This window comes from Stenotrophomonas sp. LC732, from assembly GCF_052446685.1.
In the GTDB taxonomy this organism is placed as follows: Bacteria; Pseudomonadota; Gammaproteobacteria; order Xanthomonadales; family Xanthomonadaceae; genus Stenotrophomonas; species Stenotrophomonas muris.
Genome location: NZ_CP199214.1, coordinates 162,774 through 189,322 on the forward strand (window position 1 = coordinate 162,774; position 26,549 = coordinate 189,322).

The following is a 26,549-nucleotide window of genomic DNA, read 5'->3' on the forward strand; positions in this document are numbered from 1 at the left end:
GGGGTCAGCCCTTCATCGTGCCCGTATCCAGCCAGCGCTGGTGCCACGACAGTGCTTCGGGCAACAGGTGCGGGGTGTGCTTGCCGTAGCTTTCGCGGCTGGCACGGTCGAAGTAATCCTGCAGCTGCGGGCGGAAATCCGGGTGCGCGCAGTTGTCGATCAGCACCTGCGCGCGCTTGCGCGGGGTCAGGCCACGCAGGTCGGCCAGGCCCTGTTCGGTGACGATCACCGACACGTCGTGCTCGGTGTGGTCGACATGGCTGGCCATCGGCACGATCGCCGAGATGGTGCCGTTCTTGGCAGTGGACGGGCTCAGGAACGCCGACAGGAAACCGTTGCGGGCGAAGTCACCCGAACCGCCAATGCCGTTCATGATCCGCGTGCCCATCACGTGCGTCGAGTTGACGTTGCCGTAGATGTCCACCTCGATCATGCCGTTCATGCCGATGCAGCCCAGGCGGCGCACCAGTTCCGGATGGTTGGAGATCTCCTGCGTGCGCATGATGATGCGCTCGCGGTAGAAATCGATGTTCTCCTTGAACGTCTCGTTGGCCTGCGGGCTCAGCGCGAAGCCGGTACACGAGGCGTAGCTCAGCACGCCATCGCGCAGCAGGTCGAGCATGCCGTCCTGGATCACTTCGGTGAACGCGGCCAGGTCGCGGAAACCACTCCTGGCCAGGCCGGCCAGCACGGCGTTGGGGATGTTGCCCACGCCCGACTGCAGCGGCAGCAGGTTCGGCGGCAGGCGGCCCTTCTTCACCTCATGCTTGAGGAACTCGATCAGGTGCGAGGCGATCTGTTCGCTGGTCGCATCGATCGGGCTGAACGGGCTGTTGCGGTCCGGGCCGTTGGTGCGCACCACGGCCACGATCTTGTCCGGGTCGCAGCGCAGCGCGGTGTCGCCGATGCGGTCGTTGGCGTTTACCAGCGGAATCGGCTTGCGGTGCGGTGGCAGCGCGGTGCCGTAGTAGATGTCGTGCATGCCGTCGACGCCGGCCGGTTGCCATTCGTTGACCTCGACGATCACCTTCTTGGCCAGGTCCAGCCAGGTCTTGTTGTTGCCGACCGAGGTGGAGGGCACCAGCGAGCCATCTTCGCGGATGGCCGAGACTTCGATCACGGCGGTATCGATCTCGCCGTAGAAGCCGAACCACACGTGCTGGGCGACGTGGCTGAGGTGGATGTCGATGTAATCCAGCTTGCCCTCGTTGATGCGGTTGCGCGCATCCGGATCGCTCTGGAACGGCATGCGCATGGCGATGCCATCGGCCTTGGCCAGCGCGCCATCGAGTTCCGGCGCGGTGGAGGCACCGGTCATCAGCTTGATCTGGAAGGGCTGGCCCTGGGCGTGCACCGCTTCGATGCGGCGGGCCAGTTCGACGGGAACGGCCTTGGGATACCCGGAGCCGGTGAAGCCGCTCATGGCCACGGTTTCACCGGGCTGGATCAGCGCGGCTGCGGCCTCGGCGGAGACCACGCGGTCACGAAGACGCGCGTTGGCGATGCGATCAACAGACATGACGACAGTGTTTCTGGGGGGAAACCCGATTATCGGCCATCCTCATCCGTACGGGGGGTTCTACCTTCGTGGAATGGCTTTTCCCCACCGGGGTCACCCATACCCACCGGTTTTGTTTTGCAGTGCAGCGTGCAAAGTGCTTTCGCAGCCCGCACGATGGCCCTGCATCCCGACGTGGGGGAGGGAGCAGAGCCCGCTGGCAGTTCGCTGCAAGCGGGCTTTTTTATTGCCTGCCGCCCAGAATGAATGCGCGGCACCCCTTTGGGGTCGGATCCTTTTGCCAAGGGCAAAAGGCTCTGACCCCACCCGCGGCATCAACCGGCGGCACCTCAGGGTCAGAGCCCTTCGCCGTTGGCAAAGGGATCCGACCCCGCGAGAATCAGCGCATGACCCTCGCCCCCGCTGACCTGCCCGCCTCCCTGCAGCCTCTTGTCGACCGCGCCCTGGCGCGCCTGGCCCAGGTCCTGCCCGAGCCCGTTCCGGCCGAGCTGCTGCCGCTGCTGACCCGGCTGGCGGTGGCCAGCGACTTCGCGCTGGACACCCTGGTACGGCAACCGGCGCTGCTGGCGCAGCTGGCCGCGCCCGGCTGCCCGCCGATCCCGGCGCCGGTGCTCGATCCGCTGCAACCCAGCGACTGGCCGGCACAGCTGCGGCGCTGGCGCACCGCGATGTCCACGCGGCTGATCTGGCGTGACCTGGCCGGGCTGGACGACGTGGCGCAGACCCTGGCCGGCGCCACCACCCTGGCCGAGGATTGCCTGCGGCTGGCGCTGGACGCCCTGCAGCAGGAATTCGCACAGCGGCACGGCGTGGTTCGTGATGGCGCAGGCGTCCCCCAACAGCTGGTGGTATTCGGCCTGGGCAAGCTCGGCGGTGGCGAGCTCAACTTCAGTTCCGATATCGACCTGGTCTATGCGTACCCGCAGGGCGGCGAATCCGACGGTCCGCGCGCGCTGGCCGCCGAGGAGTATTTCGCCCGCCTCGGCCAGCGCCTGGCCAAGCTGCTGGACGAAACCACGGTCGATGGCTTCAGCCACCGCGTCGACCTGCGCCTGCGCCCGTTCGGCAGCGCCGGTCGCGTCGCGCTGTCGTTCGCGGCGATGGATCAGTACTTCCAGCGCGAAGGCCGCGACTGGGAGCGCTATGCGTGGCTGAAGGCGCGCGCGGTGGCCGGCGATATCGACGCCGGCGAAGCGTGGTTGCAGACCCTGCGCCCATTCGTATACCGCCGCTACCTGGATTTCACCGCGCTCGACGGCCTGCGTGAGATGAAGGCGGCGATCACCGCCGAAGTCGCGCGCCGCGAGCTGCACGAAGACATCAAGCGCGGCGCCGGTGGCATCCGCGAAATCGAGTTCCTGTGCCAGGCGCTGCAGCTGATCCGCGGTGGCCGCGAGCCCGCGCTGCGCGAGCGCCGCCTGCTGGTGGCACTGGACGCGCTGGTGGCCGCCGGACAGATTGCGCCCGACGATGGCGCTGCGCTGCGCGAGGCCTACCTGTTCCTGCGCCGGTTGGAGAACCGCCTGCAGATGCTGCGCGACGCGCAGACCCACGTGCTGCCCAGCGACGCGCTGGACCGCGCGCGCATCGCCATCGGCCTCGGCTACCCGGATTGGGAGGTACTGCGCGCGGCACTGGCCGAACAGCAGCAGCGGGTCAGCACCGAATTCGCCGCGCTGCTGGCCCCGCGCAAGGGCCAGGCCGCGCCCGACGCGCTGGCCAACTACTGGCGCAGCCTGCCCGAGGGCAGCAACGCGCCGTTGCTGGCCGAAGCCGGTTTCCTCGATGCCAATGGCGCCGATCAGTCGCTGCGCGATTTCGCCCAGGGCACCGGCGTGAAGTCATTGTCCGACGCCGCGCGTGCACGGCTGGATCGCGTACTGCCGGCGCTGCTGCATGCGGCCACGCGTTCGCCGCAGCCCGATGCCGCGCTCAAGCGCGTGCTTGGCCTGCTGCAGGCGGTGCTGCGCCGGACCAGCTATCTGGCGCTGCTGGACGAACAACCGAGCGCGTTGGCGCGTCTGGTCGATGTGCTGGCGCGCAGCGCGCTGCTGGCCGAGCGGCTCGCCGCGTACCCGCTGTTGCTGGACGAACTGCTGGACGTGCGCGTGTCCGGACCGATGCCCGATGCCGCCGGCATGCTGGCCGAGTGCCAGCAGGTGCTGGCGGTGGAAGATCCCGAATCGGCACTGCGCTGGCTCAACGAGACGCGGCTGGCGCTCAGTTTCCGCATGGCGATGGCCACGCTGGACGGTCGCCAGGGCGCGGTGGACAGCACGCGGCAGCTGGCGGAACTGGCGCAGGCGGTGGTGGTCACTGTGCTGGCAATGGCCGAGGCGGACATGCGCGCCGCGCACGGCGCGATTCCCGGTGGACGTTTCGCGATCATCGGCTACGGCAGCCTCGGGGGGCTTGAACTGGGCTTCGGTTCCGACCTGGACCTGGTATTCCTGCACGACAACCCGGCCGGCGTGGAGGCCAGCGACGGCGCGCGGCCGCTGGAGCCGGGGCGCTGGTATGCGCGGCTGGCGCAGAAGGTGATGGCGCTGCTCGGTGCGGTCACCGCCGCCGGCCGCCTGTACGACATCGACGTGCGCCTGCGCCCGGATGGCGGCAAGGGTTCGCTGGTGTCTTCGCTGGCCAGTTACACCGAATACCAGCGCGAACGTGCGTGGACCTGGGAACACCAGGCGCTGGTGCGCGCGCGTGGCGTGGCCGGCGATGCCAGCCTGCTGGCCGATTTCGAGCAGGTGCGTGCACAGACGCTGGGGCGTGAGCGCGACATTGATGTGCTGTATGCCGACGTGCTGAAGATGCGTGGGCGCATGCGCACCGAACTGGACCGCAGCGACGCCGCACGGCTGGATCTGAAGCAGGGTGCGGGTGGCGTGGTGGACCTGGAATTCCTGCTGCAGACCGGCGTGCTGGCGCGCAGTGCGCGGCACGTGGCGTTGCTGCAGCCGCGCGATACGCCGTCGTTGATCGATGCGTTGGCTGGTGTTGGTTTCCTGCCCGATGCCACTGCGCAGGCGCTGCATGGCGCGCACGCCACGCTGTTGGACGTGGGCCTGGCCTGCACGCTGGACCGCCGCCCGCGGCTGGCCCCGACCACGCCGGCGATTGAAGAGGCGTGTGCAGCGATTGCGGCGGCGTGCAGAGCGGCAGAGCTGCCGTTCGCCTGAGTGCCGGATGGCGGAGGACTGCCGTTGGTAGATGCCAACCTTGGTTGGCATGAATGCCAAGCGCCAACCAAGGTTGGCGACTACCGGATCAATGGCCCTGCGATGCCCGCTCCTGGTGGGTGCCGACCGTTGGTCGGCACAATCTGTCGGCACCCACCGGATCAATGGCCCTTCGATGGCACGCCGTTGGTAGATGCCAACCTTGGTTGGCATGAATGCCAACCAAGGTTGGCGACTACCGGATCAATGGCCCTTCGGTGGCCCGCTCCTGGTAGGTGCCGACCGTTGGTCGGCACAATCTGTCGGCAGCGATGAGTTCTGCAGGGCGTGTCGACCAACGGTCGGCACCCACCGGATCAATGGCGGTCAGCTGGTGGCGCGCAACGGCGCCATCTTCCACAACAACGCGCGGAACGGGGCCAGCAGGCAGACACCGATCGCCAGCTTCACTGCCAGGTCGCCGGCGGCCCAGCTCACCCACGGCAAGGTAGAACCGGCAAACGCGATCGACCAGAAAAGGGTGGTGTCCACCGTCGCGCTGCAGGTGGTGGCCACCATCGGTGCGCGCCACCAGCTGCCGCGGCGCAGGCGGTCGAACACGGTGATGTCCAGCAGCTGGGCCACGATGAACGCCGAGCACGAGGCAATGGCGATGCGCGGGGTGGCCACCCAGATCGACAGCAGCACCGCCACCGCGAAGCCGATCCACGCCACGCGGCGCGCCGGGCCCGGGCCGAAGCGGCGGTTGATCAGGTTGCTGACCAGGAACGCGACCGGATAGCTGAAGGCGCCCCAGGTCAGCCAGTCGTTGATCGGGTACTGCACCAGCACGTTGGACAGCAGCACCACTGCACCCATGGCCAGTACCGCCAGCACCAGGGCGCGCGGGGTCAGCGGGGCAAACAGAGGGGCAGGACGCACGGACATGGCGAGCCAGGGGGACAAAGGGGATCGCCCATTATCCGCCCGGCCTGCGGCAAAGCCAAAACCGGTCGTTCAGCTTTACAGCGCTTCACTCATCACATCACCGGCGGCATAGGCCGTCGGCACATAGGCCAGGGTCTGGCCCTGCGCGCTCTTCACGTTCCAGCCGGCACCGGCCTCGGTGGGGTCGAAATGCACCCGTTGCCCGACCACGAAGGCTGCAGTCGGGTTCTCGCCCGGCGGCTGCACCGGCCAGCGCAGGGTGGCGGTGTGGTCGGCCTTGTCCGGTACCTGCAACTGCACCTGGCGTTCGCCCGTGGGCGTGGTCTCCACCTTCTTCACTTCCATCGGCGGCAGCGGCACCGCCTTGGTGCGGGTCGCCCTGGCATTGCGTTCGCTGGCCTTGAACGGCGCCTTGGACAGTTCGGACAGGCCCATCGAGGCCGCCATCGGCAGCGACAGCACCACGAACGAGGTCACGATCACGCTGGCCTCGCTGCTGTTCAACTGCGGCGCGGCGCCGGCATGGACGGTGGGCACCAGCAGCGCTGAGAGCAGCAATGCAGTGGTGGGAACGCGCAGGCAACGGAACATGGAGACCTCCTGGTCAGCGTGGGGCGGCGGCTCAGCGCCGGGTATCGAAGATGTCGCGCGGGCCGGTAGCCTCGGGCAGGTATTCCAGCGCACGGCCCTGGTTGTCCTTCAACTGCCAGCCCTGGTCATTGCCCGTCGGCTCGAAGTTCACGGTCTGGCCCACGGTGAACTGCACGGCCGGGTCGCCAACGCCGCGCGGGTACTGCATCGACGCGGTGTTCTGCGGATCGTTGGCATCGCGCAGCAGCACTTCGCGGCGGCCGTCGACGGTAGTGGCAATCGCGCTCACCTCCATCTGCGGCAGCTTGATCTGCTGCGGGCGGGCCAGCGGCTGGCCGGCATCGGCGGCATCCTGGGCTTCCTTCGCCGCGGCGGCGCGGGCCGAGGCCACCATCTGCGTGGACATTTCCAGGCTCGGTCCCTGCGGGCCCGGGTCATGGATGATCACGATGCGGCGTTCGGCATGGGCGGCCGATGACCAGGCCAGCGCGGTGACGATCAGCATCGATACCAGGGAGTTGTGCAGCAGACGCATGTCGTTCTCCTTGCGGGATTCAGGGCGAGGCGGCGGTGGCACCGGCCACCGGCACATGGGGGATCACCAGTTCCTGCTGCAGCTGGCTGCGCTGGTGCAGGAAGTCGAACACCGATTCCACCGTCACCACCGAATAGTTGCCGGAGATGCGTTCGCCGGCCGGATGGTCGGTGGTGGTGGCGTTGGCCACGAACAGGCGCGCACCCACGCGCTTGCCCAGGCCGATATGCAGCACGCTGGGCTGGTACTTCTGCTGGCGCAGCCACTGCTGTGCCTGTTCGCGCTTGACGATGGCCGGCGCGCCTTCGGCCTGCGCCATCGCCGCCGCCAGCACTTCCAGCACCCACTGGTTGGAGTTCTGGTAGTCGGTGGCGAACGGGTAGGCGACCACGTTGTACTTGGTTTCGTGCAGCGCCTTGGGCTGGATCGAGGGCGGCACCAGCATCGCGCGCAGTGCGGCACGCAAGGGGGCCGACGGCACGCCGATGCGCAGGTCGGTATGGCCGCCGCTCTCGCCGACGAAGTTGCCGAGGCCCTCGTGGTACAGCTGTGAGCTGTCGGTCTTGCAGCGGTTGAGCAGGTGCATCGCGCGCCAGCGGCCGTCGTCCTCGCGCAGCAGGAAGGCCAGGTGGCTGTGGCGCAGGCCGTAGCGGCTCAGGTCCTGGCCACCGCGCGCGGCCACCACCACGTCCACATCGGGCAGCGCGTCCAGGCGTTCGGCGGTGGTCCAGGCCACGTCCAGCATCGCCGCCTGCGACGCCACGCTGGGGGAGCGCTCGCGGCATTCGGTGCTGTTGGCCCAGGCCGGTGCGGTCGCCAGCAGGCTGGCGATCAGCAGCGCGGCGCGGTGCAGGCGGGAAAAACGATCCATGTCGGTACCTTCAACGGCGGGCAGGCCCGCGCGCCGATCATACGCTGCTCAGCGCAGCGGGCGATCCACGCCCTTGCGCTTGAGCTCCTTGTCGCAGGCGTCACTGATGGGAGCCACCGGCAGTGGCGGGCGCTGGCCCTTCGGATCGCGCAGCGCCGGTTGTTCGCGGTACGCGTCCAGCTGCTGCTGGCATTGATACGAGATCGGATCCAGCTCGGTGGGCGCGGTGGAACACGCGGCGAGCAGGGCCAGGGGCAGCAGGAGCAGGGTACGCATGAAGATGTTCAGTCCAACGGGGGGCCTTGGACTGTAACCGTGGTGCCGGATCGAAATGTTCAGAAAACGCTGCGCACCCGGCATTACCGCGATGCCAGGCGCCCAGGATTGCCGGCCAGCGGCCGGCACTACCCCAGTGCCAGGCGCTGTTTCACTTCCGCCGCCACCCGCGCGGTTTCGCGCAGCGGCTCGATGCGGTCGTACTGCCAGTCCAGCCAGTGCGCCTGCAACCGCCCACGTTCGCGCAGCTGCTGCTGGAAGCGCGCCAGGCGGCCCTGCGCTGTGTCGGCCAGCGCCACCATCACCGGCATGCGCGTGGCGCACGCCTCCGAGAGCAGGTTCACCGAATCGGGCGAGACCACCACGCGGTTGGCCCAGCCGAGCAGGCCGCCATAGGGATTGGTACCGTCGCCACCATCGCCCCAGATCACGTGCGGCAGGTCGGCGAATTTCGCGCGCAGGATCTCCGCCAACGCCGGTGGGGTGCGTCGCGAGGTGGTGGCCAGCAGGCTGCCGCCTTCGCTGCGGATCTGGTCGGCCAGCGCCTGGAATACACCGACCATCGCCGTCTCATCCCACGGCGCCAGTGGCGTCGGCCCACCGACCAGCAGTGCGGTGCGCGGGCCGGGCAGGGTGCTGAAGCCGGCGAACGCAGCGCGGCCCCAGGCCAGCCAGTCATCGTCCACCGGGTTGAGGCTGCCGAGCAGGGTCAGCACGTTGCTGCCGCGCAGGGCATCGTGTTCGGGCACCACCACCACGTCCCAGTGGCGCGCGCCGATGCGCGGGTCGAGGATCTGCACCACCTGGCTGCCGCGTGCGCGCAGCACGCGCAGGGCGCCAGCGGCCTGGCGGCCACAGCCGATCGCCAGCGCCGGGGCGTCGGCAGCCAGCGTCGCGAAGGCCTCGCCGTAGCCGTTCACATCGCCGGGCAGGCGGCGCGGCGACAGCCAGCGCCAGGGCGCGCGCGGTTGCAGCAGCAGCGGTCGGTGGGTGCCCTGGCGCAATGCCGAGGCCAGCGCGACCGCCTGGCGGACATTGCCCGCACGGCCGTCAGTGACCGTCCAGGGCGCGCTCGATCGTTTCACCATTGGCATTAATTCGTTTCAGTCCTGCTGGGTGTTGCAACAGTCGCGACACTCTACACTGCGGCTCGTCGATTCGCCCCGCGCCGCCCGCGGGCACTGACTTCCCTTCGCCGCCCTGGAGATCCACCGATGTCCCACGCGCTCGACGCCGCCGCCCTCGACCAGCTGTTCCGTACGGCCCGCACCCAGAACGCCTTCCTCGACAAGCCGGTCCCCGAGAGCCTGCTGAAGGAACTGTACGACCTGGTGAAGTGGGGCCCGACCGCGGCCAACACCACGCCAGCCCGCTTCGTCTTCGTCACCTCGAAGGAAGCCAAGGACAAGCTGGCCCCGGCGCTGTCCGAAGGCAACCTGGCCAAGACCATGGCCGCGCCGGTCACCGTCATCATCGGTTTCGACCTGGACTTCCACGAGAAGCTGCCGTACCTGTTCCCGCATACCGATGCCAAGGCCTGGTTCGACGGCCCGCAGGAAGGCCGCCATGAAGCCGCCATCCGCAACGGCAGCCTGCAGGGCGCCTACCTGATCCTGGCCGCGCGCGCGCTGGGCCTGGATGCCGGCCCGATGTCCGGCTTCGACCCGGCCAAGGTCGACGAAGCCTTCTTCGCCGGCACCTCCATCAAGTCGAATTTCCTGGTCAACCTGGGTTACGGTGATCCGGCGGGCCTGTTCCCGCGCCTGCCGCGCCTGTCGTTCGACGAAGCGGCGCGCATCGCGTAAGTCGCTGTATCGGTTTCGGGCCCGCCGTCGTGCGGCGGGCTCTTGCTGCACCGTGTACCCACCCTACGATCCGGAGAGTTCCTCAGATGAGCGCCACCCGTAAACTGCTGCTGCCGCTGGCCCTGACCCTGGCCATCGCCGCCTGCTCCAAGCCGGCCGACACCGCTGCCCCGGCCGCCGATGCCGCCGCCCCGGCCACCACCGAGCAGGCCGCCACCCCGGCGGCTGATGCCGCTGCTGCCGCGCCGGCCGCCGAAGCGATCAAGATCGCCTCGGGCACCTACAAGCTGGATCCGAGCCACACCGACGTGCTGGCGCAGTGGAGCCACTTCGGCTTCTCCAACCCGAGCGCGCACTTCGGCAACGTCGAGGGCACCCTGGTGTACAACGCCGAAGACGTGACCAAGTCCACCGTGGAAGTGAAGCTGCCGCTGAGCGGCCTGAACAGCTTCACCGCCAAGTTCGACGAGCACCTGAAGAGCGCCGACTTCTTCGACGCCGCCAAGTTCGCCGATGCCACCTTCAAGAGCACCAAGGTGGAAGCGGCCGGCACCAACAAGCTGACCGTTACCGGCGACCTGACCATCAAGGGCATCACCAAGCCGGTCACCCTGGATGTCACCGTCAACGGCGGCGGCGAGCACCCGATGGCCAAGGTTCCGGCCGCCGGCTTCGATGCCACCACCACCCTGAAGCGCAGCGATTTCGGCGTCGGCGCGTATGCTCCGAACGTCAGCGATGAAGTGAAGATCCGCATCACCACCGAAGCCACCGGCGAAAAGCCGGCCGCTTGATGCACCCCGCTCACTCGTCGTGAGAAGGCAGAAGGCCCGCTGAAAAGCGGGCCTTCTTTTTGGGTGCGGGGGAACGCGCGTTGGTAGATGCCAACCTTGGTTGGCACATGGGCACTCCGCAGGCCAACCAAGGTTGGCCACTACCGGGTACGCGCCCTCAGCGCAACGCGCCCAACCATGCCACGCACGCTTCGCTCGGACTCTGCTTGGCCTTCACCGCCAGCCCGCTCACCCGCACGAACGTCTGCGCGGCCTGCGCCACCACCTGGCGTGCGATCAGCGCCGCCTGCTTGGTCGCGGCCTGTTGCTTGCGCAGCTGCACGATGTGCACCGACGGCCGGCCCACCGGCGCGTACTTCTGGTCGCGGCGCAGCACGTCGGCCACCTGGGCCACTTCGAATTCGGCCTGCAGGTAGCGGTGTTGTGCCGCCACCAGCTCGCGCAGCGGCGCGCGCAGTACGGCGGTGTCGGCGAACGCGGCCAGCGCCGCATCGCAGGCGGCGTCATCGGCAAAGCGGGTACGCAGCGCATCCACGCTGGCCAGGGTCAGTTTGGCCATGTGGGCCTCGTTGCTGCAGGAAAGGAGCGCGATTGTCGCATTGCCTGGCGGCTGATGCGTTGAACCGGGTGTCGGAATCCGTGTAGAGCCGAGCCCACGCTCGGCTCATCGCGCGCAGCGCGAGGGTTTTCCGATGGCGGAGCGGAGAGCAGCCGAGCGTGGGCTCGGCTCTACAATGGCCCGCTGTATCACCCACGGAAGGAAGACCCATGCAGGACGCGCAGTACTGGTTGAACGAATTCTGGTCGGGCCTGAGCGTGCTCGATCTGCTGGGCGGCAGCGTGCTCGGCACGTTGCTTGGCCTGGTGCTGGGCATCCTCGGCTGGCGCTGGCTGCACAGCCGGGGTTGGTTGCAGCGGCGCAAGCGCTGGCATCACTGGCTGCTGGCCAGCTACGTGGTGCTGCTGCCGCTGGCCACGGCCATCTTCGGGCTGCAGCTGGGCTTCACCGCCGGTGCGCACCGCGCGCTGTTCAAGCAGCTCGATCATTTCCAGCCGCACCTGCAGACTCTGGTGGAAGGCTGGAGCGAAGGCTTCACCGACTCGCTGGACGACCCGCGCATGCGCGAGGCGTTGCGCAGCCAGGGCACGGTGGGCGATGTGGCCGACACCATTGCCTCTGCCTACCTCAGCGAACATCCGTTGCCCGGCCTTGATCGTCTTGGCAATGGCCCGTTGGCACGCGGCACCGACTGGGTGATCGGCAAGGTGCGCGAAGGCCTGCTGCGCGGCATGGTGGAAGACACGCTGGTGGACAAGGCCGGCACGGTCGGGCTGGAACCCAAGGTGGTGCGTGAGGCGCTGACCATGCATGTGGATGAGCTGCTGCACACCCGTGGCGTGCTGCGGCTGGTGAAGGCGCAGATCAACGGCATGATGCCCGGCGTGTACTTCGGGCTGCTGTTGCCGCTGCTGGTGGTCGCACTGCTGGTGGCGCTGGAGATCTGGGCCGCGCAGCGGTTCGGGTGGGTGCGGCAGGGGGGCGTGCCGCCGGTCGCGGTCCCTCCTGTAGAGCCGAGCCAATGCTCGGCTCATCGCGTGTAGCGCGATGGGTCCATCGGTGGCCGAGTGGAGAGCAGCCGAGCGTGGGCTCGGCTCTACACAGTCAAGGGCGTGAGGACCAACGGTCCGCACCCACCAGGCAGGTTCTGGTGCATGGGGTCAGATCCCTTTTCCACAGGAAAAGGGATCTGACCCCGAGCCGGTCAATCGCCGTCGGTTTCGTCCGGGTGGGCCTTCCAGTAGCCGGTCGAGCGGATCCAGTCGCGCGGCACGCCCAGGTGGCCTTCGATGAACTTGCGCATCATCCGCGCGCGGCGCGATTCGGCTGCGATCCAATAGAAGACATCGCCGTCCGGTGCCTCGAAGTCGGTCAGCATGTCTTCCAGCAGCGTGCTGCTGGCCGCCGGGAAGCCGTTGCGCTCCAGCCAGTGGATGCGCACGTTCTCGTACTGCGGCAGGTCCTGGCGTTCGGCTTCGTCGCGCACTTCGATGAAGGCCTGCACCTCGGCACCGTCGGGCAGCACGTCCAGCCAGCGGGCGATGGCCGGCAGCGCGGTTTCATCGCCGATCAGCACATAGGCATCGTAGCTGTCAGCCACCACGAACGAGCCGCGCGGGCCGCCGATCACCAGCGTGTCGCCCGGCTGCGCGCGCTCGGCCCACGGCCCGGCAATACCCTGGTCGTGCAACACGAAGTCGATGGCCAGCTCGCCGGTTTCATGGTCCCACCAGCGCGGGGTGTAGTCGCGGGCCGGCGAGGGCTCCTTGCCGGCCGGATAGCTGCGGCCTTCAGCGGTCAGCACCGGCAGCACCATCTCGCCGCTGCTGTTTGGGAAGAACAGCTTGATGTGGTCGTCGGCGCCGGGCGAATCGAAGCCGGCCAGATCGTCGCCACCCAGCACCACGCGGCGCATGTGCGGGGTGACTTCTTCGATGCGCAGCACGGTCAGTTCACGGAAGCGCACATCCAGGCGCAGGCGCGTGTTGTTGTGTTCGGTCATGGGGATACCTGTAAAGGTGTCGCGCGGGGGCGCGCGGCGTAGGGGAGGACCTGGCTGGATTCAGTCTGGCTGGGTCGTTGAAAACGGTGGGCTCTCGCTATCGGCGGTACCGTTGAGCAGGGCCGAGGCCCGCGTCAGCAGCGCCGCCACTTCTTCCGCCTCGCCCTCGGCCCAGCGGCCGTGGTGATGCACCAGCGCCCGCTTGAACTCGCGCAGGGCAGTGGCCAGCGGCGGCGGCAGCGAGGCCTTGGTGATCTCGCGGGCACGGTCGAAGGCGCGTCGCTGCGCCAGGCGTACCTGGGTGCGCTGCACCTTCAGCTCGAACTCGCCGGCGGCGGTGATGCGGAAGATCCGCTTGCCGTCCACTTCCTCGGCCTCGATCCAGCCGGCCTGCTCGAAGCTGGCCAGCAGCGGGTACATGGTGCCGGCGCTGGGCGTATAAGCCTGCATGAACTGGTTGCTGATCAGCTGCATCAGCTCGTAGCCATGGCGCGGCTGCTCGCCGATCAGGGCCAGCACCAGCAGGCGCAGGTCGCCGCGGCTCAGCACGCGTGGCTGGCCGTTGCGGCGCGGCACCGCCGAATCGGTGGAACGGGCTCTGGGAGAGGGGCTTCGGCTCATTTCGATATATCGGTAAACGAGTGTGCAAACGATATATCGATATATCGAAGCCGGCAATCACCGATCCGGCCACAAGCAGGTGCGTTTTGGGCCACGGCCGTCTGCGGGCCCACAGCAAATGGGGCGCCCCTTGCGGGGCGCCCCGGCGAACCGTGGAAGGGAGCAGGGCCGCCAGGCCCCTCACTCGCGGCCCACGCTGGACCCGCAGCCGGTACCGATCCAGAGGCAGGTGCGACATGTTGTCGCCGGTTCAGTACCGTTGCCCGATCCGCCCCTACAGCGGTGCCGGAGTTGCCCTACAACCGTCATCGGCAGCAGTAACACTGCGTCCTGCACATGGGCGCAGCGGCCCGCAAGCGACAGCCCGCGCAGCCGCCAAGGCCCGCCGCAGGGCCGTCAGCGGGCCCGGCAAGCCCCTTGCGGACACTGGCCGGTTGCATCCATACGCCTGCGTAGCCAAGTGACGAAAGCCCTTGGTGCGCTACACTTTGCGGTCTAGAAATCTATACAACAGTCGCGCGCGTGCGTGCGGTTATGGGAGCGCTAATGAACTGGTTGAACGAGGTGCTGAACAACGACCCGAATCCTGTGGAAACCCAGGAGTGGATCGAGTCGTTGAAGGCCGTTATTGATGTCGAGGGCTCCGAGCGCGCGCATCAGCTGCTGGAAGGCATGGTGGAACTGACCCGTCGTTCGGGCGCCTACCTGCCGTTCTCTCCCACCACCGAATACGTCAATACCATCGAACCGCAGTTCGAGGCCAAGAGCCCGGGCAACGCCGAGCTGGAATGGCGCATCCGTTCGATCATCCGCTGGAACGCGATGGCCACCGTGGTGCGCGCCAACCGCAAGCCGGGTGACCTGGGCGGCCACATCGCCTCGTTCGCCTCCGGCGCCACCCTGTACGACGTGGGCTTCAACCACTTCTGGCGCGCCCCGAGCGAGAACCACCCGGGCGACCTGCTGTTCATCCAGGGCCACAGCGCCCCGGGCATCTACGCGCGTTCCTTCCTGGAAGGCCGCATCAGCGAAGAGCAGCTGGACAAGTTCCGCATGGAAGTGGACGGCGGTGGCCTGTCCTCGTACCCGCACCCGTGGCTGATGCCGGACTACTGGCAGACCCCGACCGTGTCGATGGGCCTGGGCCCGCTGGCCGCCATCTACCAGGCGCAGTTCATGCGCTACCTGGAAAACCGTGGCCTGATCGAGAAGTCCGACCGCAAGGTGTGGTGCTTCATCGGCGACGGCGAGAGCGACGAGCCGGAAACCCTGGGTGCCATCGCCCTGGCCGGCCGTGAAGGCCTGGACAACCTGATCTTCGTGGTGAACTGCAACCTGCAGCGCCTGGACGGCCCGGTGCGCGGCAACGGCAAGATCATCCAGGAACTGGAAGGCGTGTTCCGTGGCGGCGGCTGGAACGTGATCAAGCTGCTGTGGGGCGGTTACTGGGATGCCCTGCTGGCCAAGGACACCAATGGCGTCCTGAAGAAGCTGATGATGGAAACCGTCGACGGCGAATACCAGAACTGCAAGGCCTTCGGCGGCGCGTATACCCGCGAGCATTTCTTCGGCAAGTACCCGGAAACCGCTGCGATGGTCGCCGGCCTTTCCGACGACGACATCTGGCGCCTGAACCGCGGTGGCCACGACCCGCACAAGGTGTACGCCGCCTACCACCAGGCCGTGAACACCAAGGGCATGCCGACCGTCATCCTGGCCAAGACCGTGAAGGGTTACGGCATGGGCAGCGCCGGTGAGGCACTGAACCCGACCCACCAGACCAAGAAGCTGGACGACGAAGCGGTGCGCCACTTCCGCGACCGCTTCAACATTCCGGTGACCGACGCGCAGCTGGCCGACGGCCAGGTGCCGTTCTACCACCCGGGCCCGGATTCGCCGGAAGTGCAGTACCTGCAGGAACGCCGTGCCGCGCTGGGCGGTTACCTGCCGCAGCGCCGCCGCAAGGCCGACAAGACCTTCGTGGCACCAAAGCTGGAAGCGTACGAGCGCCTGCTGAAGAGCAGCGGCGAGCGCAGCTACTCCACCACCATGGCCTTCGTGCAGAGCCTGAACATCACCCTGCGCGACAAGGAACTGGGCCCGCACATCGTGCCGATCGTGGCCGACGAAGCCCGTACCTTCGGCATGGAAGGCCTGTTCCGCCAGATCGGCATCTACGCGCCGTTCGGCCAGAAGTACAAGCCGGTCGACGCCGACCAGCTGATGTTCTACCGCGAAGACCAGAGCGGGCAGGTGCTGCAGCAGGGCATCAGCGAGCCGGGTGCGATCAGCTCGTGGATGGCCGCCGGTACCAGCTACTCGGTCAGCAACGTGCCGATGCTGCCGTTCTACATCTACTACTCGATGTTCGGCTTCCAGCGCGTGGGCGACATCGCCTGGCAGGCAGCGGACATGCGTACCCGCGGCTTCCTGCTGGGTGGCACCGCCGGCCGCACCACGCTGAACGGTGAAGGCCTGCAGCACGAAGATGGCTTCAGCCATCTGGTGGCCGGTGGCATCCCGAACGTGCGCAGCTACGACCCGACCTTCGGCTTCGAAGTGACGGTGATCCTGCAGCACGGCACCAAGCGCATGATGGAAGACCAGGTGGACGAGTACTACTACGTCACCCTGATGAACGAGAACTACACCCACCCGGAAATGCCGGAAGGCGCGGCCGAAGGCATCGTCAAGGGCATGTACCTGCTGACCGACGCCGGCAAGCCGAAGAAGGGCGAGCTGCGCGTGCAGCTGCTGGGCTCGGGCACCATCCTGCGCGAAGCCATTGCCGCGGCCGAGCTGCTGGACAAGGACTTCGGCGTGACCGCCGATATCTGGAGCTGCCCGAGCTTCAACGAACTGCGTCGCGATGGTTTCGACGTGGAGCGTGCCAACCGCCTGCATCCGGAAGGTGAGCAGCGCAAGGCCTACGTGACCGAGCTGCTGGAAGGCCGCCAGGGCCCGGCGATTGCCGCCACCGACTATGTGCGTGCGTATGCGGACCAGATCCGCGCGTTCGTGCCGATGTCGTACACCGTGCTGGGTACGGATGGTTTCGGCCGCTCGGATACGCGTGCGAACCTGCGCCGGTTCTTTGAGGTTGACCGGTACTACATCGCGCATGCCGCGATTGCGGCGCTGGCGAAGGAAGGGAAGATGACCGCGAAGGATGTGGCCCGGGCGATCAAGCAGTACAAGATTGATCCGGAGAAGGCTAATCCTGTTGGGGTTTGATTTCTTGGTTCAATTGTGAAGATAAGGAAGGCGGCCCGCGGGCCGCCTTTTTTACTTAAAGATATAGTTTGCGAGTGACGGTACAAGAGTATGGCTGCTAGTCTTGAAGAAGTTCGCTGTTTGCTATCTCCAAGTAGCCTCCGTCGCATAGCCATGCTGAATCCGCGGCAGCCTGATAAAGTGCAGCTTGCCAGCTGTTTCGAACAGGGAATCTTCGTCTTCTTGCAGTTTCCAAGAAATGCTGGCGAAGCTCGTGCGGATCTTCACTATTCGGTGAGTTAATTATGTCCATGTAAATATTAACCAGCTCCTGTCCGGCCTGGGCTGAATAAAGCTTAGCTAGTCTGAAGTCTCTAAAATGAGCCTCCGCGGAGAGATAAAAATCATCGCTCCAGCTTGCAGGCTTCGACGTCGAGAAAATGGCGGCAGGTGGTGATTCGGGGGTTATCCTGGCGACAATCCAGGTCTCAGTGTCGCCATTGTCGAAATATGGGTGGAATGTTTGATCCCCCGGAGAAGTTGATCGTCGAGTTCCAGAGTCGGTGTTGCAATCCTTGCAAGCGGGCACGAGATTTATAGGCGTAATCGCCAATGCTCCATGCAATGACTTTGCTAGATAATGATCAAGGGTCGATACTGTGCGTTGATTGCACAGAGGGCATATCATTCCCCTCGCGAGACCTTTGATGTGATCGTAAAGGATCCGAGTTTCAGGAGTCGAGCTTGAAAGTTTGTTGTATAGGAAGGATATTTCATCCTTCGACAATAGGGCTCCGACAGCTGGTGACTCAGCAATTTTATAGAGCTCCCTCGTGTCTGCCTTTGTTCGGTAATCAATCTCAGCTTCGGTAAAGTTACTTAGCGCGGCGTTTGCTCGGGCTACGAGGCTATGGTCTTCCGTATGACGAAGACATACAGCTAGAACCTGGGAGACACTATAGCTCGGCTCTCTCACTCTTCTCATGTCACTGACTCCGAATTATCGCGAGCAGCGATAAGGCCCCTAGCAATAAGGCGGCCTTCCGTTCCCAGTTTTCCGCCAAAGTGTTGGATGAGCTGCTCATAGGAATGACTGACGCTGACCGCATCCTGGATCATTTTCATAAATCCAGTGTGGGTAACTTCGAGTCCGAAAACTTGTCTTGTCAGGACGGAGACGTTCTCTGCAAAGGTTTCAATTTCGGGACGCTCGGCATTAGAATAGCGGCCGGATCTATGAATTATCCAAGTGCAATCGCGCGGCACTTCCTGAAGTACAACTGGGGAGTGTGTCGCAATAATCGCAACGCCATTTCGGCTTGACAACAGTTTGGATACACTTCGTACGAGAGCTGAAAGAAGGGGGGGATGAAGGTGCCCTTCCGGTTCATCAAGAAATATGAGGGTCTTCTCTGCGACAAGGTCGACCAACTTGGTTACTGTTAGCAGAACGATCTTGTGGCCCGAGCTTAAGCGTTTGAAATAATCGGATGCGGCAGCACCCAGGTCACTGGAATTAATTTCAAGCAATTGAAGAGGGTTGGTGTCCGCAAACACTGGGTCGCCGTACAGGCCGTGTGTTGTCACGCGCCAGCGCTCCCGCTTTACTCCTTCAAAGCATCTTTTAATGCACTCAACAAATTCTTCGCTCAACTGCGCTGGATTTTTGGTCTTTATCTGTCCGTCGTTGCCGCGAATGCGTAGTCCCACAAAATTCACCGGCATGCCGGAGTTTAATGCTGCAGGAAATTCGATTTCATCAAATGCACTAAATGAAACGGAAACTATCCCGGTGAATCCCCAGTTTTCGTGGCCCTTTATCAGTTGTGTAGAGCCGTCGCCTGCGTTGAGTACTGAAAAGACAATGTTCTGTATCAGCCTCGTCTTTCCTACTCCATTCCTTCCTATTACTGCATGAACGTTTGTTGGTGGTACGGATTCCGGAATAACAGAAAAGCTCAGGGCGCCATTTTCAGATCCGTCTACTGTCATTCCTGGTATCGAGAATGAAAAATCAAACGCAGTAAGCGTTGCGTCTCCCAATGAAAGTCGGTGAAGTCTGCCCGTTACGTTTTCAAGGCGAACATGCCGGAGTAAAGACTCGCCGGTTACATCTTCGTTCTTGACCTCATCAAGCAAATTTTGAATCGCCCAGGGTTCCGTAGACACCTCGCAGCCATAAACTATGGCTTAGGCGGAGGTGGTTATGAGCACGAAGCGGTACACCGATGAGTTCAAGATCGAGGCGGTCCGACAGATCGTTGAGTACGGCCGTCCGGTAGCGGAGGTTGCCGAGCGACTGGGCGTGTCGATCCATAGTCTTTACGGCTGGAAGCGGCAACAAGGCAAAGGCGATGTTGGCCGGCGTGTCGAGCAGGACCAGAACGCGGAAGTGCGCCGCCTCAAGGCTGAGCTACGCAGGGTCACTGAAGAGCGAGACATCCTAAAAAAAGCCGCCGCGTACTTTGCAAAGGGGTAAGAGCAAAGTACGCCTTCATGAAGCAACACGCAGATGAGTTCGGCCTCGCGGCGATGTGTCGGATGCTTGGCGTCCATCGCAGTGGCTACTACGCCTGGCTAAAAGAGCCGGCAAGCGCTCGCGACAAGGACGATCAGCGGTTGCTCGGCCTAATCAAGCACAGCTGGCTGGAAAGCGGCTCTGTGTATGGCCACCGCAAAGTGACCACAGATCTGCGCGAGCTTGGCGAGACGTGTAGTCGTCATCGCGTGGCACGCTTGATGAAGAGCGAGGGGCTGCGGGCAATGGTCGGCTACGGTCGGCGACCACGCCCATTGAGCGGCCCTGTTGGATCAGTCGCCAAGAACGTTCTGGCTCGCGGCTTCAAAGTCAGTGAGCCAAATCGCGCGTGGGTCACGGACATCACCTACATCCGCACGTACGACGGCTTCCTGTACTTGGCGGTAGTGCTTGATCTGTTTTCGCGTCAGGTCGTTGGATGGGCAACCCGACCAACTCAACATACGGACCTGGTTTTGCAGGCGCTATTGGCTGCAGTGTGGCGGCGCAAGCCAAGCCCCGGGCTTCTGCTTCACTCCGACCAGGGAACCCAGTTCACCAGCGAAGACTGGCAGAGCTTCCTGCGCGAGCACGACATCGTGTGCAGCATGAGTCGACGAGGAAACTGCCATGACAACGCAGCGATGGAGAGCTTCTTCCAGCTACTGAAGCGGGAGCGTATTAAGCGGAGGATCTACAGCAATCACGACGAGGCACGGGCCGACGTCTTCCAGTACATCGAGATGTTCTACAACCCAAAACGGCGGCACAGTTCCAACGACGGGCTGTCCCCGGTAGAGTTCGAGAAGCAGTACGCACTAAACGGCTGACGACTGTCTAGAAAACCCTGGGCGATTCAGAGGAGCGTAAATTTCTCTTGAGAAATTATCTGCTATTCGATCGCCAGGCAATCGGGATGCCTTGGGTGGTCAAGTCCCATCATTTAGATTGACGCCGTCCAGCAGAAGCTTTTGATAAAATAATGCGGACTTCCTGGCTTTAACGTCACGAGATGTTATATGTTTAAGGCCGGCATGGGGTGACGCTAACGGCCTGCATCTACTAGTATGGAGGCCTGCACAGATTTGACTGGTAGCACATGGGACGTATCAACGCACGGATCGAAGCCAAGGATTTCCGCCTCGGCGCCGAGTACTCTCGCCAGAATGTCGCGCAAGTTGCCGGTCTACCTGTCCCCGCTGAGATCTATGGCACAGCCTGGGCTGACGGCATCCTAGAACTAGAGAATGCCGTGTTGCTGTTCGTCACACTGGAGAAGGAGGGCGAGGCCAGCTACTTGGATGTCTTCGACGGCACTGACTTCTACTGGGAAAGCCAGAATCGGAACAGCCAGAGCTCCCCGATCATCCGCAGGATGTCAGGTGGCTCGCCCACCTATCTGTTCGCTCGGATCAGGGCAAAGGCTCGAGGCGCCTCTAATGCGGTTCCATTCGTTTACTGCGGAAAGCTCGACTTCGTGGCGATGGATGGTGAGCACCCTGTTACATGTCTGTTCGATGCGGTCGACATTGAACCCGGACATGGCGGGAGCCTGGCCGAGATCCTGCAGTGGCGCCCTAGCGCTTCCTCAACTGAGTTTTCTGCGCGTCAACTAAGGTTGAAGAAGGGCGGAAATGTTCTGCCACCAGCGGTTGCGAGTTCCTTCGCAGTTCCTACCCCCTCGATGGCGAATGGGCCGCTGATCTGGGAAGTCGTGCTCACCGATGGTGCCATACGCAACGGCTACATCTCAGTTGACCCCAATTGGTCAGGCTTCGATGCAGCCATGCTGGGCCGTCCAGACGTAGCGTCAGGAAGAGAAGCTACCTTTACGTTCCCGGATGGCTATCAGATCACCTCCGATCTGCGAGCCAATGGACCAGGCTCAGCTCGCATCCGCGCACGTATTGCGCCCGCTTTTAGGCGTCTTGGGGTAGCGGCTGGCGATTCGCTGCTCATCATTCAAGAGACAATCGGGCAGTACCGAGTTGAGGCGCGCAAGGGCAGCCGAGACACGTTTGAGCTCGGCTACGTACGTCTGCGCGAACGCTTCCTCGCACAATTCCCCGGATTCACCGGCTTCTCTAAAGATCAGCGCCTGCTGCGCGAAACTATCTACAAGCGTCAGCTAGTAGAGCACTACAAGTCATTGCTGCTGCCTGCGCTGGATGCAGGTGGGCCGAAGGGCGTGTGGTCTGCGCTGATCAAATTGCTGCGAGTTCGTGTTGGCGCTGAGAACCCGCAGCCGCAGAATGTGGTTGGATGGAGGATCGTGGCGCAGTTGGCCGAATTGTCGGGCATAGATCAGTTAAGACTAGGCAAGGCTGTCCTTTCAATGCTTAGGGCTGAACCAGTGTCTACTGGGCTGGAGGCATTCAATCGAGGAACCTCCAAGCTGAGCTCGCCGCTACAGCCCGCTGCTCAGCGATCGCTCTCAAGTCTGTTGCTCACGCTTGAAGACTCGAAGCACTACTTCTTCGTCAAGACCGGGCAGATACGCCGTGCCCTGGAGATGCTCGATCCGACCTTTGATTTCCGCAAGGGTGGCATGACCGGTGAGGAGTGGGAGCGCATTCGCGCGCTAGCAGACCGACTCGCAGTTCGTCTGTCTGAAGACGGATGGCGGCCGGCAGACATGATCGATGTACAGTCATTCCTCTGGGTAGCCATCGCCTACGAGCAGGGGGACGGTGCAGATGCTGAGGAAGAAGATGAAGCTGAAGCTGAAGCTGAAGATGAAGCTGAAGCTGTGGAGCAGGATGACGACATGCCGGTGATTCACGCTCCCACCAACACCATCCTCTATGGCCCGCCCGGTACCGGCAAGACTTACGGTGTGGTGGATAAGGCTCTGGAGATCCTTGATCCGGAGTTGCTGGCCGCTACCAAGGGCCAGGGCACTGGCGCGCGAGCCGCGCTCAAGCAACGCTTCGATGCGCTGCATGAAGAAGGACGCATCCGCTTTGTCACCTTCCACCAGAGCTTCGCTTATGAGGACTTCGTGGAGGGCCTGAAGGCTCGTGCGGGCGCAAGCGGTGCGCTCGAGTATGGCGTTGAGAACGGGGTCTTCCTCGAACTCTGCATCGATGCGCAGCACAGCGACCTGCCATACGTTCTCATCGTCGACGAGATTAACCGGGGCAACATCGCCCGCATCTTCGGCGAGCTCATTACCCTCATTGAGCCCAGCAAGCGGCAGGGTATGGATGAAGCGTTGTCCGTTCGCTTGCCGTACTCCAAGCAAGATTTTGCGGTGCCAGCCAACTTGCACATCATTTGCACAATGAACACTGCGGACCGCTCGCTGGCCTCGATGGACGTAGCGCTGCGCCGACGCTTCCGGTTCATCGAAATGCCGCCCCAGCCGGAGCTGCTTGATTGGGACGTCGACGGTATTCGCATGGGTGAACTGTTAAGCACCCTAAACAGTCGCATCGAAGTTCTGCTCGGGCGGGACCACCTCATTGGCCATGCGTACTTGATGGGCGCCAAAGATCTGCCTGGGCTGGCTGAGGCGTTCCGCCTGCGCATTCTGCCGTTGCTGCAGGAGTACTTCTTCGAAGACTGGCGTCGTATCGCTTGGGTGCTGAACGATGATGCGAAGCCGCAGGGTGAGCGCTTCTTGCGCCGGCGCGAGCTGCAGTTGAACCGCCTGTTTGCCCCGGAAGCACAGCTCGCACCTGACACCGCCAATTGGTATATCCATGAGGCAGCGTTCGAGCAGGCAGCCAGTTACAGGGGAATTCTCGTCGGCCAGGCAGACTGACCGATGTCTGTGCTGACTGTGCGCGAGTATGCGCGGATCGGCGTTTCAGTAGGCGGTCCGCGGCAGGAGGGGCTGGATGCCGCCTTCTTGCCGCAGGCGTCCTTTGACTGGCTCTGTGGTGAGTTCGAGCGCTTGCGCGCGGGTGGAGCGGCGCTCATGCAGCGCGATGGCGCACGCTGGCTGCGTCTGGACCAGTACGTTGGTGTGGTGGAATGTCCCGACGGCACCACATTGGAGGTGCTGCCGAAGCACGTTGCACATGCGGATGATGCTCTCGGCGCGAGGCGGTTGCTGCGCCGCATGCTGTGCACAGTGCTAGACCTCCCACCGAGGGAAGGTAGTCCCGCCGACGTGACTCTGTTCGATACGCCCTTGAATGAGTGGGTCATGGGGCGATTCATCGGCGCGCTGGATGAACTACTAAAGCGCGGGCTTCGCTTCGACTACACACGGGTCCGCGAGGAGCAGTTGTTCCTGCGTGGTCGCTTGGATATTTCGCGTCAGCTCCGTCAGTCGCCCACTCGTGCCCACGTCTTCAACATCGAGCACGATGTGTTTAGCGAGGACAGGCCTGAGAACCGGCTACTGCGCGTCGCCCTGGATCGCGTGTGTGCACGTACGCGCAACGGGGGAACCTGGAGACTTGCCCAGGAATTGTCTACGCGTATGGGCAGCGTGCCACGAAGTACCCAGGTGGCTAACGATCTGCGCGCCTGGGGCAGCGACCGGCTGATGACCCACTATCGTGAAGTTCGTCCGCTGTGCGAGCTGATCTTGTCGGGCCAGAGTCCTTTGGCATTGGCAGGCGATTGGCGCAGCCCAAGCATGATGTTCCCCATGGAGCGGCTCTTTGAGCGCTACGTGGGCGCTTGCCTCGCCCGTCAGTTCGCGCCGGAGTGGCAGGTTGGTGGTGCAGCGTCGGAGTACCTGTGCAGCCATGGTGAGGCAAACTGGTTCAATCTGATTCCAGACTTTCTGCTGCGGCGGGGCGATGAGCTCCGCGTACTTGATACGAAGTGGAAAGTGCTGGATGCAACGGCCAGCAACGCGCGCGAGAAGTACGGGCTTAAACAATCCGACTTCTACCAAATGTTTGCATACGGACAGCGCTACCTGGGTGGAGTGGGGCAGATGGCGCTCGTCTATCCGCAGCACACGGGATTCGCGCAGCCCCTTCCCGCATTTGATTTCAGCGCCGAACTACAGCTTTGGGTGTTGCCCTTTGATCTAGAGCGTGGATTGCTGGTGATGCCTACACACTGGCGGCTGACTGGCAACGTCTGTCCTCAAGTGAACCCACCCGCCGCGTATAGCGGCGAGCTCAGTAGCTGGGTTTCCTTAACTATCTGAGCCGGCCGCTCATGCACACGTGCTACTCCCGCACTTGCAACCGCTCAGTCACCTGCGCAGTCAACGCCACACAAGCCATCTTCAACCCTTCCATCACCCGATCCCCCAGGTACTCCTCGGGTGCGCCGTTCTGCCGTGTCCGCTCCGCAGCCAGCATCAACTCCGCCACTACGCGCAGCCCCGCCAGCGCGCAATCCGCATCCGCCAGTTGAAGACAACGCCCGGGCAGTTGATGCCGCTCCGGCCAAGGCTGGCCGTCCGCAGCTGCACCGGTCCCGATGCGGTGCAGCGTGGCGACGAAGGCGTTGGGATCGACGGAACGTTCGTGTTCGGATTCGGCGTTGTCCGGATCGTACTGCGCGTGCAGGGAACGGAAGTCCGATGTGTTCATGGCAATGCTCCGTACAGGACAGATAGCAGCGCCACCAATAAAGGTGGCGGACGGTGCGGGCTCGAAAACCGGTAAATGCCAGACCGGCGGGTCCGAAGACCCCCACGCACCGCCCGCCATGGAACGCGAACGGATTGCCAGCCGACGCCACATAAAAGGTGACGTCGGCTGGCAAGCGCATACAGCTGGCATAAACACGGGTTTTCGAGTCCCGCGCCACCCTTTTCCGGTGGCACACCAAGGTGTACTCGCATGATTGCGAGATGCCAAGAAACCGTAGACCGCAGAGGCCGTAAATGCTGACGCTTACGGCATTGTTGCATGGCGCGCGGGCGGCAGAACTCTTGCGGTGCAGCGGTTTCGGCCGGTGTTAAGTTACCGCCCGAACGCGAATTGAAAAGCACGGTTTGCAGAGGGTCGGGGTCTCAAAAGCGACAATCCGCCCGCATGGCTGAGGTCCGAAGTTGGCCGATTGCGACACGGCTTAACTTTGCAGCGCCACGCCCGGCCGAGGCCACAGCGCATCGTCGCGCTCCAGGTCGTAGTCGCTACCGAACGCCAGCGCCGCCTCGCGCGGCGTGAGGTCTGCGTAGCAGCCCAGCAGGTGCTCATCCATGCCGGCGTCGCTATGGTCGATGGCGAACAGGTGGAGGAGCTCCTTGTCGAAGGCTTCCAGCCATGCGGGGTCGAGCTTGGTCATGGTCATCCTCCTGAGTGCAGGAATAGTGCCTGCACCATCGCATGCCTGCTAACTCCAGAACTGGCCCGTGCAATGTTCATCGGCAGGAATCCCCATCCCACCCCAAGGTTATGTGAAGCCAGTTCAGGTCCTGCGGGCCGGTGCGGTGTATAAACTGCCGACACCTGAGTGCCCGAATGCGAGGAATGGATGCGACAGCTACTGAGGCCATGGATGGTACTGCTGCCCCTGCTCGCGGGTGGCTGCGGCGCCCAGGCACCCCAGATGTATGGCGATGGTTTTCCCGTCGCCAAGCCGATGGACCTAGTCCATGCAGGTGCGACGGTAGAGGCGCGTTTTGAACTGCCACCGCCTTGGGAGAAGGATCCCAAGCCACGCACGTTCCTGATCGGCTTCCGCACCGGTGGGCCTGCAAAGCGCCCGGACATGAAACCGGGCGATGTCGACTTCCTCGAAGACGCCCGGATTCCCCTGAAGGTGCAGCTGTGGAAACTGGAGGGCGACACCGAAACGCCCATAGCACTACAGGCACTGAATCGCGATCTGCCTGCTGTCTGGCAGGGCAGCCGATATCAACCGGCCAAGGGCGATGTGTACGAATACAGGAGCGCCGTCGGCGCGGATTCGAACAGTCTGGTCAACGCAGGAAAGTACGACATATCCCTGGCTTACAGGGAATACGAGGTGGCCCGTGCCGATTCCGGGGATCTGACGGCCGGGAAGTACCGGCTGAAGGTGACCAACCTCCAGGCCAACCCGGAAGTTGCACATCTCAACTTCGAGCTTCTCGTCGCCAACTACAACGTGAAATAGGGTTATGGACAGTCACCAGTCTCAACAGTCCTTTAGAAGGAGCTGGCCCATAGTCGGCAGCTTGACACGCGAGTGACTGAGCAAGTCCACCAGAAAACGCTGCAACGTGAGGCGGC

At 63.8% G+C, this 26,549-nt stretch carries 22 protein-coding genes; 9 read left to right on the plus strand and 13 right to left on the minus strand.

Going from position 1 to position 26,549, the window contains the following annotated elements; translation table 11 throughout:
* Window positions 1–4: 4 nt before the first annotated feature.
* A complete protein-coding gene (locus ACT6SE_RS00850; RefSeq protein ID WP_032960979.1) occupies window positions 5–1,519 on the minus strand; it encodes an acetyl-CoA hydrolase/transferase family protein in 1,515 nt (504 codons plus the stop codon).
* A gap of 386 nt (window positions 1,520–1,905) precedes the next feature.
* Here ACT6SE_RS00850 and glnE point away from each other — a divergent pair, with 386 nt between their 5' ends.
* The gene (gene glnE / locus ACT6SE_RS00855; RefSeq protein ID WP_046428257.1) at window positions 1,906–4,701 is read left to right on the plus strand and encodes a bifunctional [glutamate--ammonia ligase]-adenylyl-L-tyrosine phosphorylase/[glutamate--ammonia-ligase] adenylyltransferase; all 2,796 of its coding nucleotides are present in this window, start codon (window positions 1,906–1,908) and stop codon (window positions 4,699–4,701) included.
* Window positions 4,702–5,067: 366 nt separating this feature from the next.
* On the opposite strand, the gene ACT6SE_RS00860 is transcribed toward glnE, so the two are convergent.
* The 6 genes from ACT6SE_RS00860 to ACT6SE_RS00885 all read right to left on the minus strand — a co-directional run bounded on the left by ACT6SE_RS00860 (window position 5,068) and on the right by ACT6SE_RS00885 (window position 8,989).
* On the minus strand, window positions 5,068–5,628 hold the full coding sequence (locus ACT6SE_RS00860) for a queuosine precursor transporter (protein ID WP_014645727.1): 561 nt from the start codon (window positions 5,626–5,628) through the stop codon (window positions 5,068–5,070).
* A gap of 75 nt (window positions 5,629–5,703) precedes the next feature.
* Complete coding sequence (locus ACT6SE_RS00865; RefSeq protein WP_014645728.1) at window positions 5,704–6,219, minus strand: hypothetical protein; 516 nt, start codon at window positions 6,217–6,219, stop codon at window positions 5,704–5,706.
* Between the two features lie 31 nt (window positions 6,220–6,250).
* The gene (locus ACT6SE_RS00870) at window positions 6,251–6,754 is read right to left on the minus strand and encodes a hypothetical protein (RefSeq protein WP_014645729.1); all 504 of its coding nucleotides are present in this window, start codon (window positions 6,752–6,754) and stop codon (window positions 6,251–6,253) included.
* A gap of 19 nt (window positions 6,755–6,773) precedes the next feature.
* Window positions 6,774–7,625 (minus strand): DUF2145 domain-containing protein, encoded by an 852-nt coding sequence (locus ACT6SE_RS00875; protein WP_046428259.1) that lies wholly within the window; start codon window positions 7,623–7,625, stop codon window positions 6,774–6,776.
* Between the two features lie 48 nt (window positions 7,626–7,673).
* Complete coding sequence (locus ACT6SE_RS00880; protein ID WP_014645731.1) at window positions 7,674–7,901, minus strand: hypothetical protein; 228 nt, start codon at window positions 7,899–7,901, stop codon at window positions 7,674–7,676.
* Window positions 7,902–8,029: 128 nt separating this feature from the next.
* The gene (locus tag ACT6SE_RS00885; protein WP_046428262.1) at window positions 8,030–8,989 is read right to left on the minus strand and encodes a mitochondrial fission ELM1 family protein; all 960 of its coding nucleotides are present in this window, start codon (window positions 8,987–8,989) and stop codon (window positions 8,030–8,032) included.
* 126 nt (window positions 8,990–9,115) lie between these two features.
* On the opposite strand from ACT6SE_RS00885, the gene ACT6SE_RS00890 reads away from it, so the two are divergent.
* Window positions 9,116–9,706 (plus strand): malonic semialdehyde reductase, encoded by a 591-nt coding sequence (locus ACT6SE_RS00890; RefSeq protein WP_005415046.1) that lies wholly within the window; start codon window positions 9,116–9,118, stop codon window positions 9,704–9,706.
* Window positions 9,707–9,792: 86 nt separating this feature from the next.
* A complete protein-coding gene (locus ACT6SE_RS00895; protein ID WP_005415047.1) occupies window positions 9,793–10,500 on the plus strand; it encodes a YceI family protein in 708 nt (235 codons plus the stop codon).
* A 157-nt stretch (window positions 10,501–10,657) separates the two neighbouring features.
* On the opposite strand, the gene ACT6SE_RS00900 is transcribed toward ACT6SE_RS00895, so the two are convergent.
* Window positions 10,658–11,059, minus strand: coding sequence for a hypothetical protein (locus ACT6SE_RS00900; RefSeq protein ID WP_046428265.1), 402 nt, complete (start codon window positions 11,057–11,059; stop codon window positions 10,658–10,660).
* Window positions 11,060–11,268: 209 nt separating this feature from the next.
* On the opposite strand from ACT6SE_RS00900, the gene ACT6SE_RS00905 reads away from it, so the two are divergent.
* Window positions 11,269–12,102 (plus strand): hypothetical protein, encoded by an 834-nt coding sequence (locus ACT6SE_RS00905; protein WP_046428267.1) that lies wholly within the window; start codon window positions 11,269–11,271, stop codon window positions 12,100–12,102.
* Between the two features lie 161 nt (window positions 12,103–12,263).
* On the opposite strand, the gene ACT6SE_RS00910 is transcribed toward ACT6SE_RS00905, so the two are convergent.
* Both ACT6SE_RS00910 and ACT6SE_RS00915 read right to left on the minus strand, forming a co-directional pair.
* Window positions 12,264–13,061, minus strand: coding sequence for a siderophore-interacting protein (locus tag ACT6SE_RS00910; RefSeq protein WP_046428269.1), 798 nt, complete (start codon window positions 13,059–13,061; stop codon window positions 12,264–12,266).
* Between the two features lie 60 nt (window positions 13,062–13,121).
* Window positions 13,122–13,682: a PadR family transcriptional regulator gene (locus ACT6SE_RS00915; protein WP_046428271.1), complete on the minus strand. Its 561-nt coding sequence runs from the start codon at window positions 13,680–13,682 to the stop codon at window positions 13,122–13,124.
* A gap of 546 nt (window positions 13,683–14,228) precedes the next feature.
* Here ACT6SE_RS00915 and aceE point away from each other — a divergent pair.
* Complete coding sequence (gene aceE, locus ACT6SE_RS00920) at window positions 14,229–16,916, plus strand: pyruvate dehydrogenase (acetyl-transferring), homodimeric type (protein WP_012478970.1); 2,688 nt, start codon at window positions 14,229–14,231, stop codon at window positions 16,914–16,916.
* A gap of 960 nt (window positions 16,917–17,876) precedes the next feature.
* Here aceE and ACT6SE_RS00925 read toward each other — a convergent pair.
* Window positions 17,877–19,064, minus strand: coding sequence for an AAA family ATPase (locus tag ACT6SE_RS00925; protein WP_444811081.1), 1,188 nt, complete (start codon window positions 19,062–19,064; stop codon window positions 17,877–17,879).
* A 37-nt stretch (window positions 19,065–19,101) separates the two neighbouring features.
* Here ACT6SE_RS00925 and ACT6SE_RS00930 point away from each other — a divergent pair.
* The 3 genes from ACT6SE_RS00930 to ACT6SE_RS00940 all read left to right on the plus strand — a co-directional run bounded on the left by ACT6SE_RS00930 (window position 19,102) and on the right by ACT6SE_RS00940 (window position 24,529).
* A protein-coding gene (locus tag ACT6SE_RS00930) for an IS3-like element ISStma9 family transposase (RefSeq protein WP_087944428.1) occupies window positions 19,102–20,243 on the plus strand; the annotation gives its coding sequence in 2 pieces (ribosomal slippage) (window positions 19,102–19,339 and window positions 19,339–20,243; 1,143 coding nt in all).
* A gap of 269 nt (window positions 20,244–20,512) precedes the next feature.
* Entirely contained in the window at window positions 20,513–23,179 is a 2,667-nt protein-coding gene (locus ACT6SE_RS00935; protein ID WP_046428494.1) for an AAA family ATPase, read from the plus strand.
* Between the two features lie 3 nt (window positions 23,180–23,182).
* A complete protein-coding gene (locus ACT6SE_RS00940; protein ID WP_046428496.1) occupies window positions 23,183–24,529 on the plus strand; it encodes an McrC family protein in 1,347 nt (448 codons plus the stop codon).
* A gap of 22 nt (window positions 24,530–24,551) precedes the next feature.
* Here the strand turns inward: ACT6SE_RS00940 and ACT6SE_RS00945 are convergent, their stop codons facing one another.
* Window positions 24,552–24,920 (minus strand): hypothetical protein, encoded by a 369-nt coding sequence (locus ACT6SE_RS00945; protein WP_046428499.1) that lies wholly within the window; start codon window positions 24,918–24,920, stop codon window positions 24,552–24,554.
* Window positions 24,921–25,404: 484 nt separating this feature from the next.
* Window positions 25,405–25,620: a hypothetical protein gene (locus ACT6SE_RS00950; RefSeq protein ID WP_172412177.1), complete on the minus strand. Its 216-nt coding sequence runs from the start codon at window positions 25,618–25,620 to the stop codon at window positions 25,405–25,407.
* A gap of 213 nt (window positions 25,621–25,833) precedes the next feature.
* Here ACT6SE_RS00950 and ACT6SE_RS00955 point away from each other — a divergent pair, with 213 nt between their 5' ends.
* The gene (locus ACT6SE_RS00955) at window positions 25,834–26,433 is read left to right on the plus strand and encodes a hypothetical protein (protein WP_046428504.1); all 600 of its coding nucleotides are present in this window, start codon (window positions 25,834–25,836) and stop codon (window positions 26,431–26,433) included.
* Window positions 26,434–26,549: the final 116 nt, after the last annotated feature.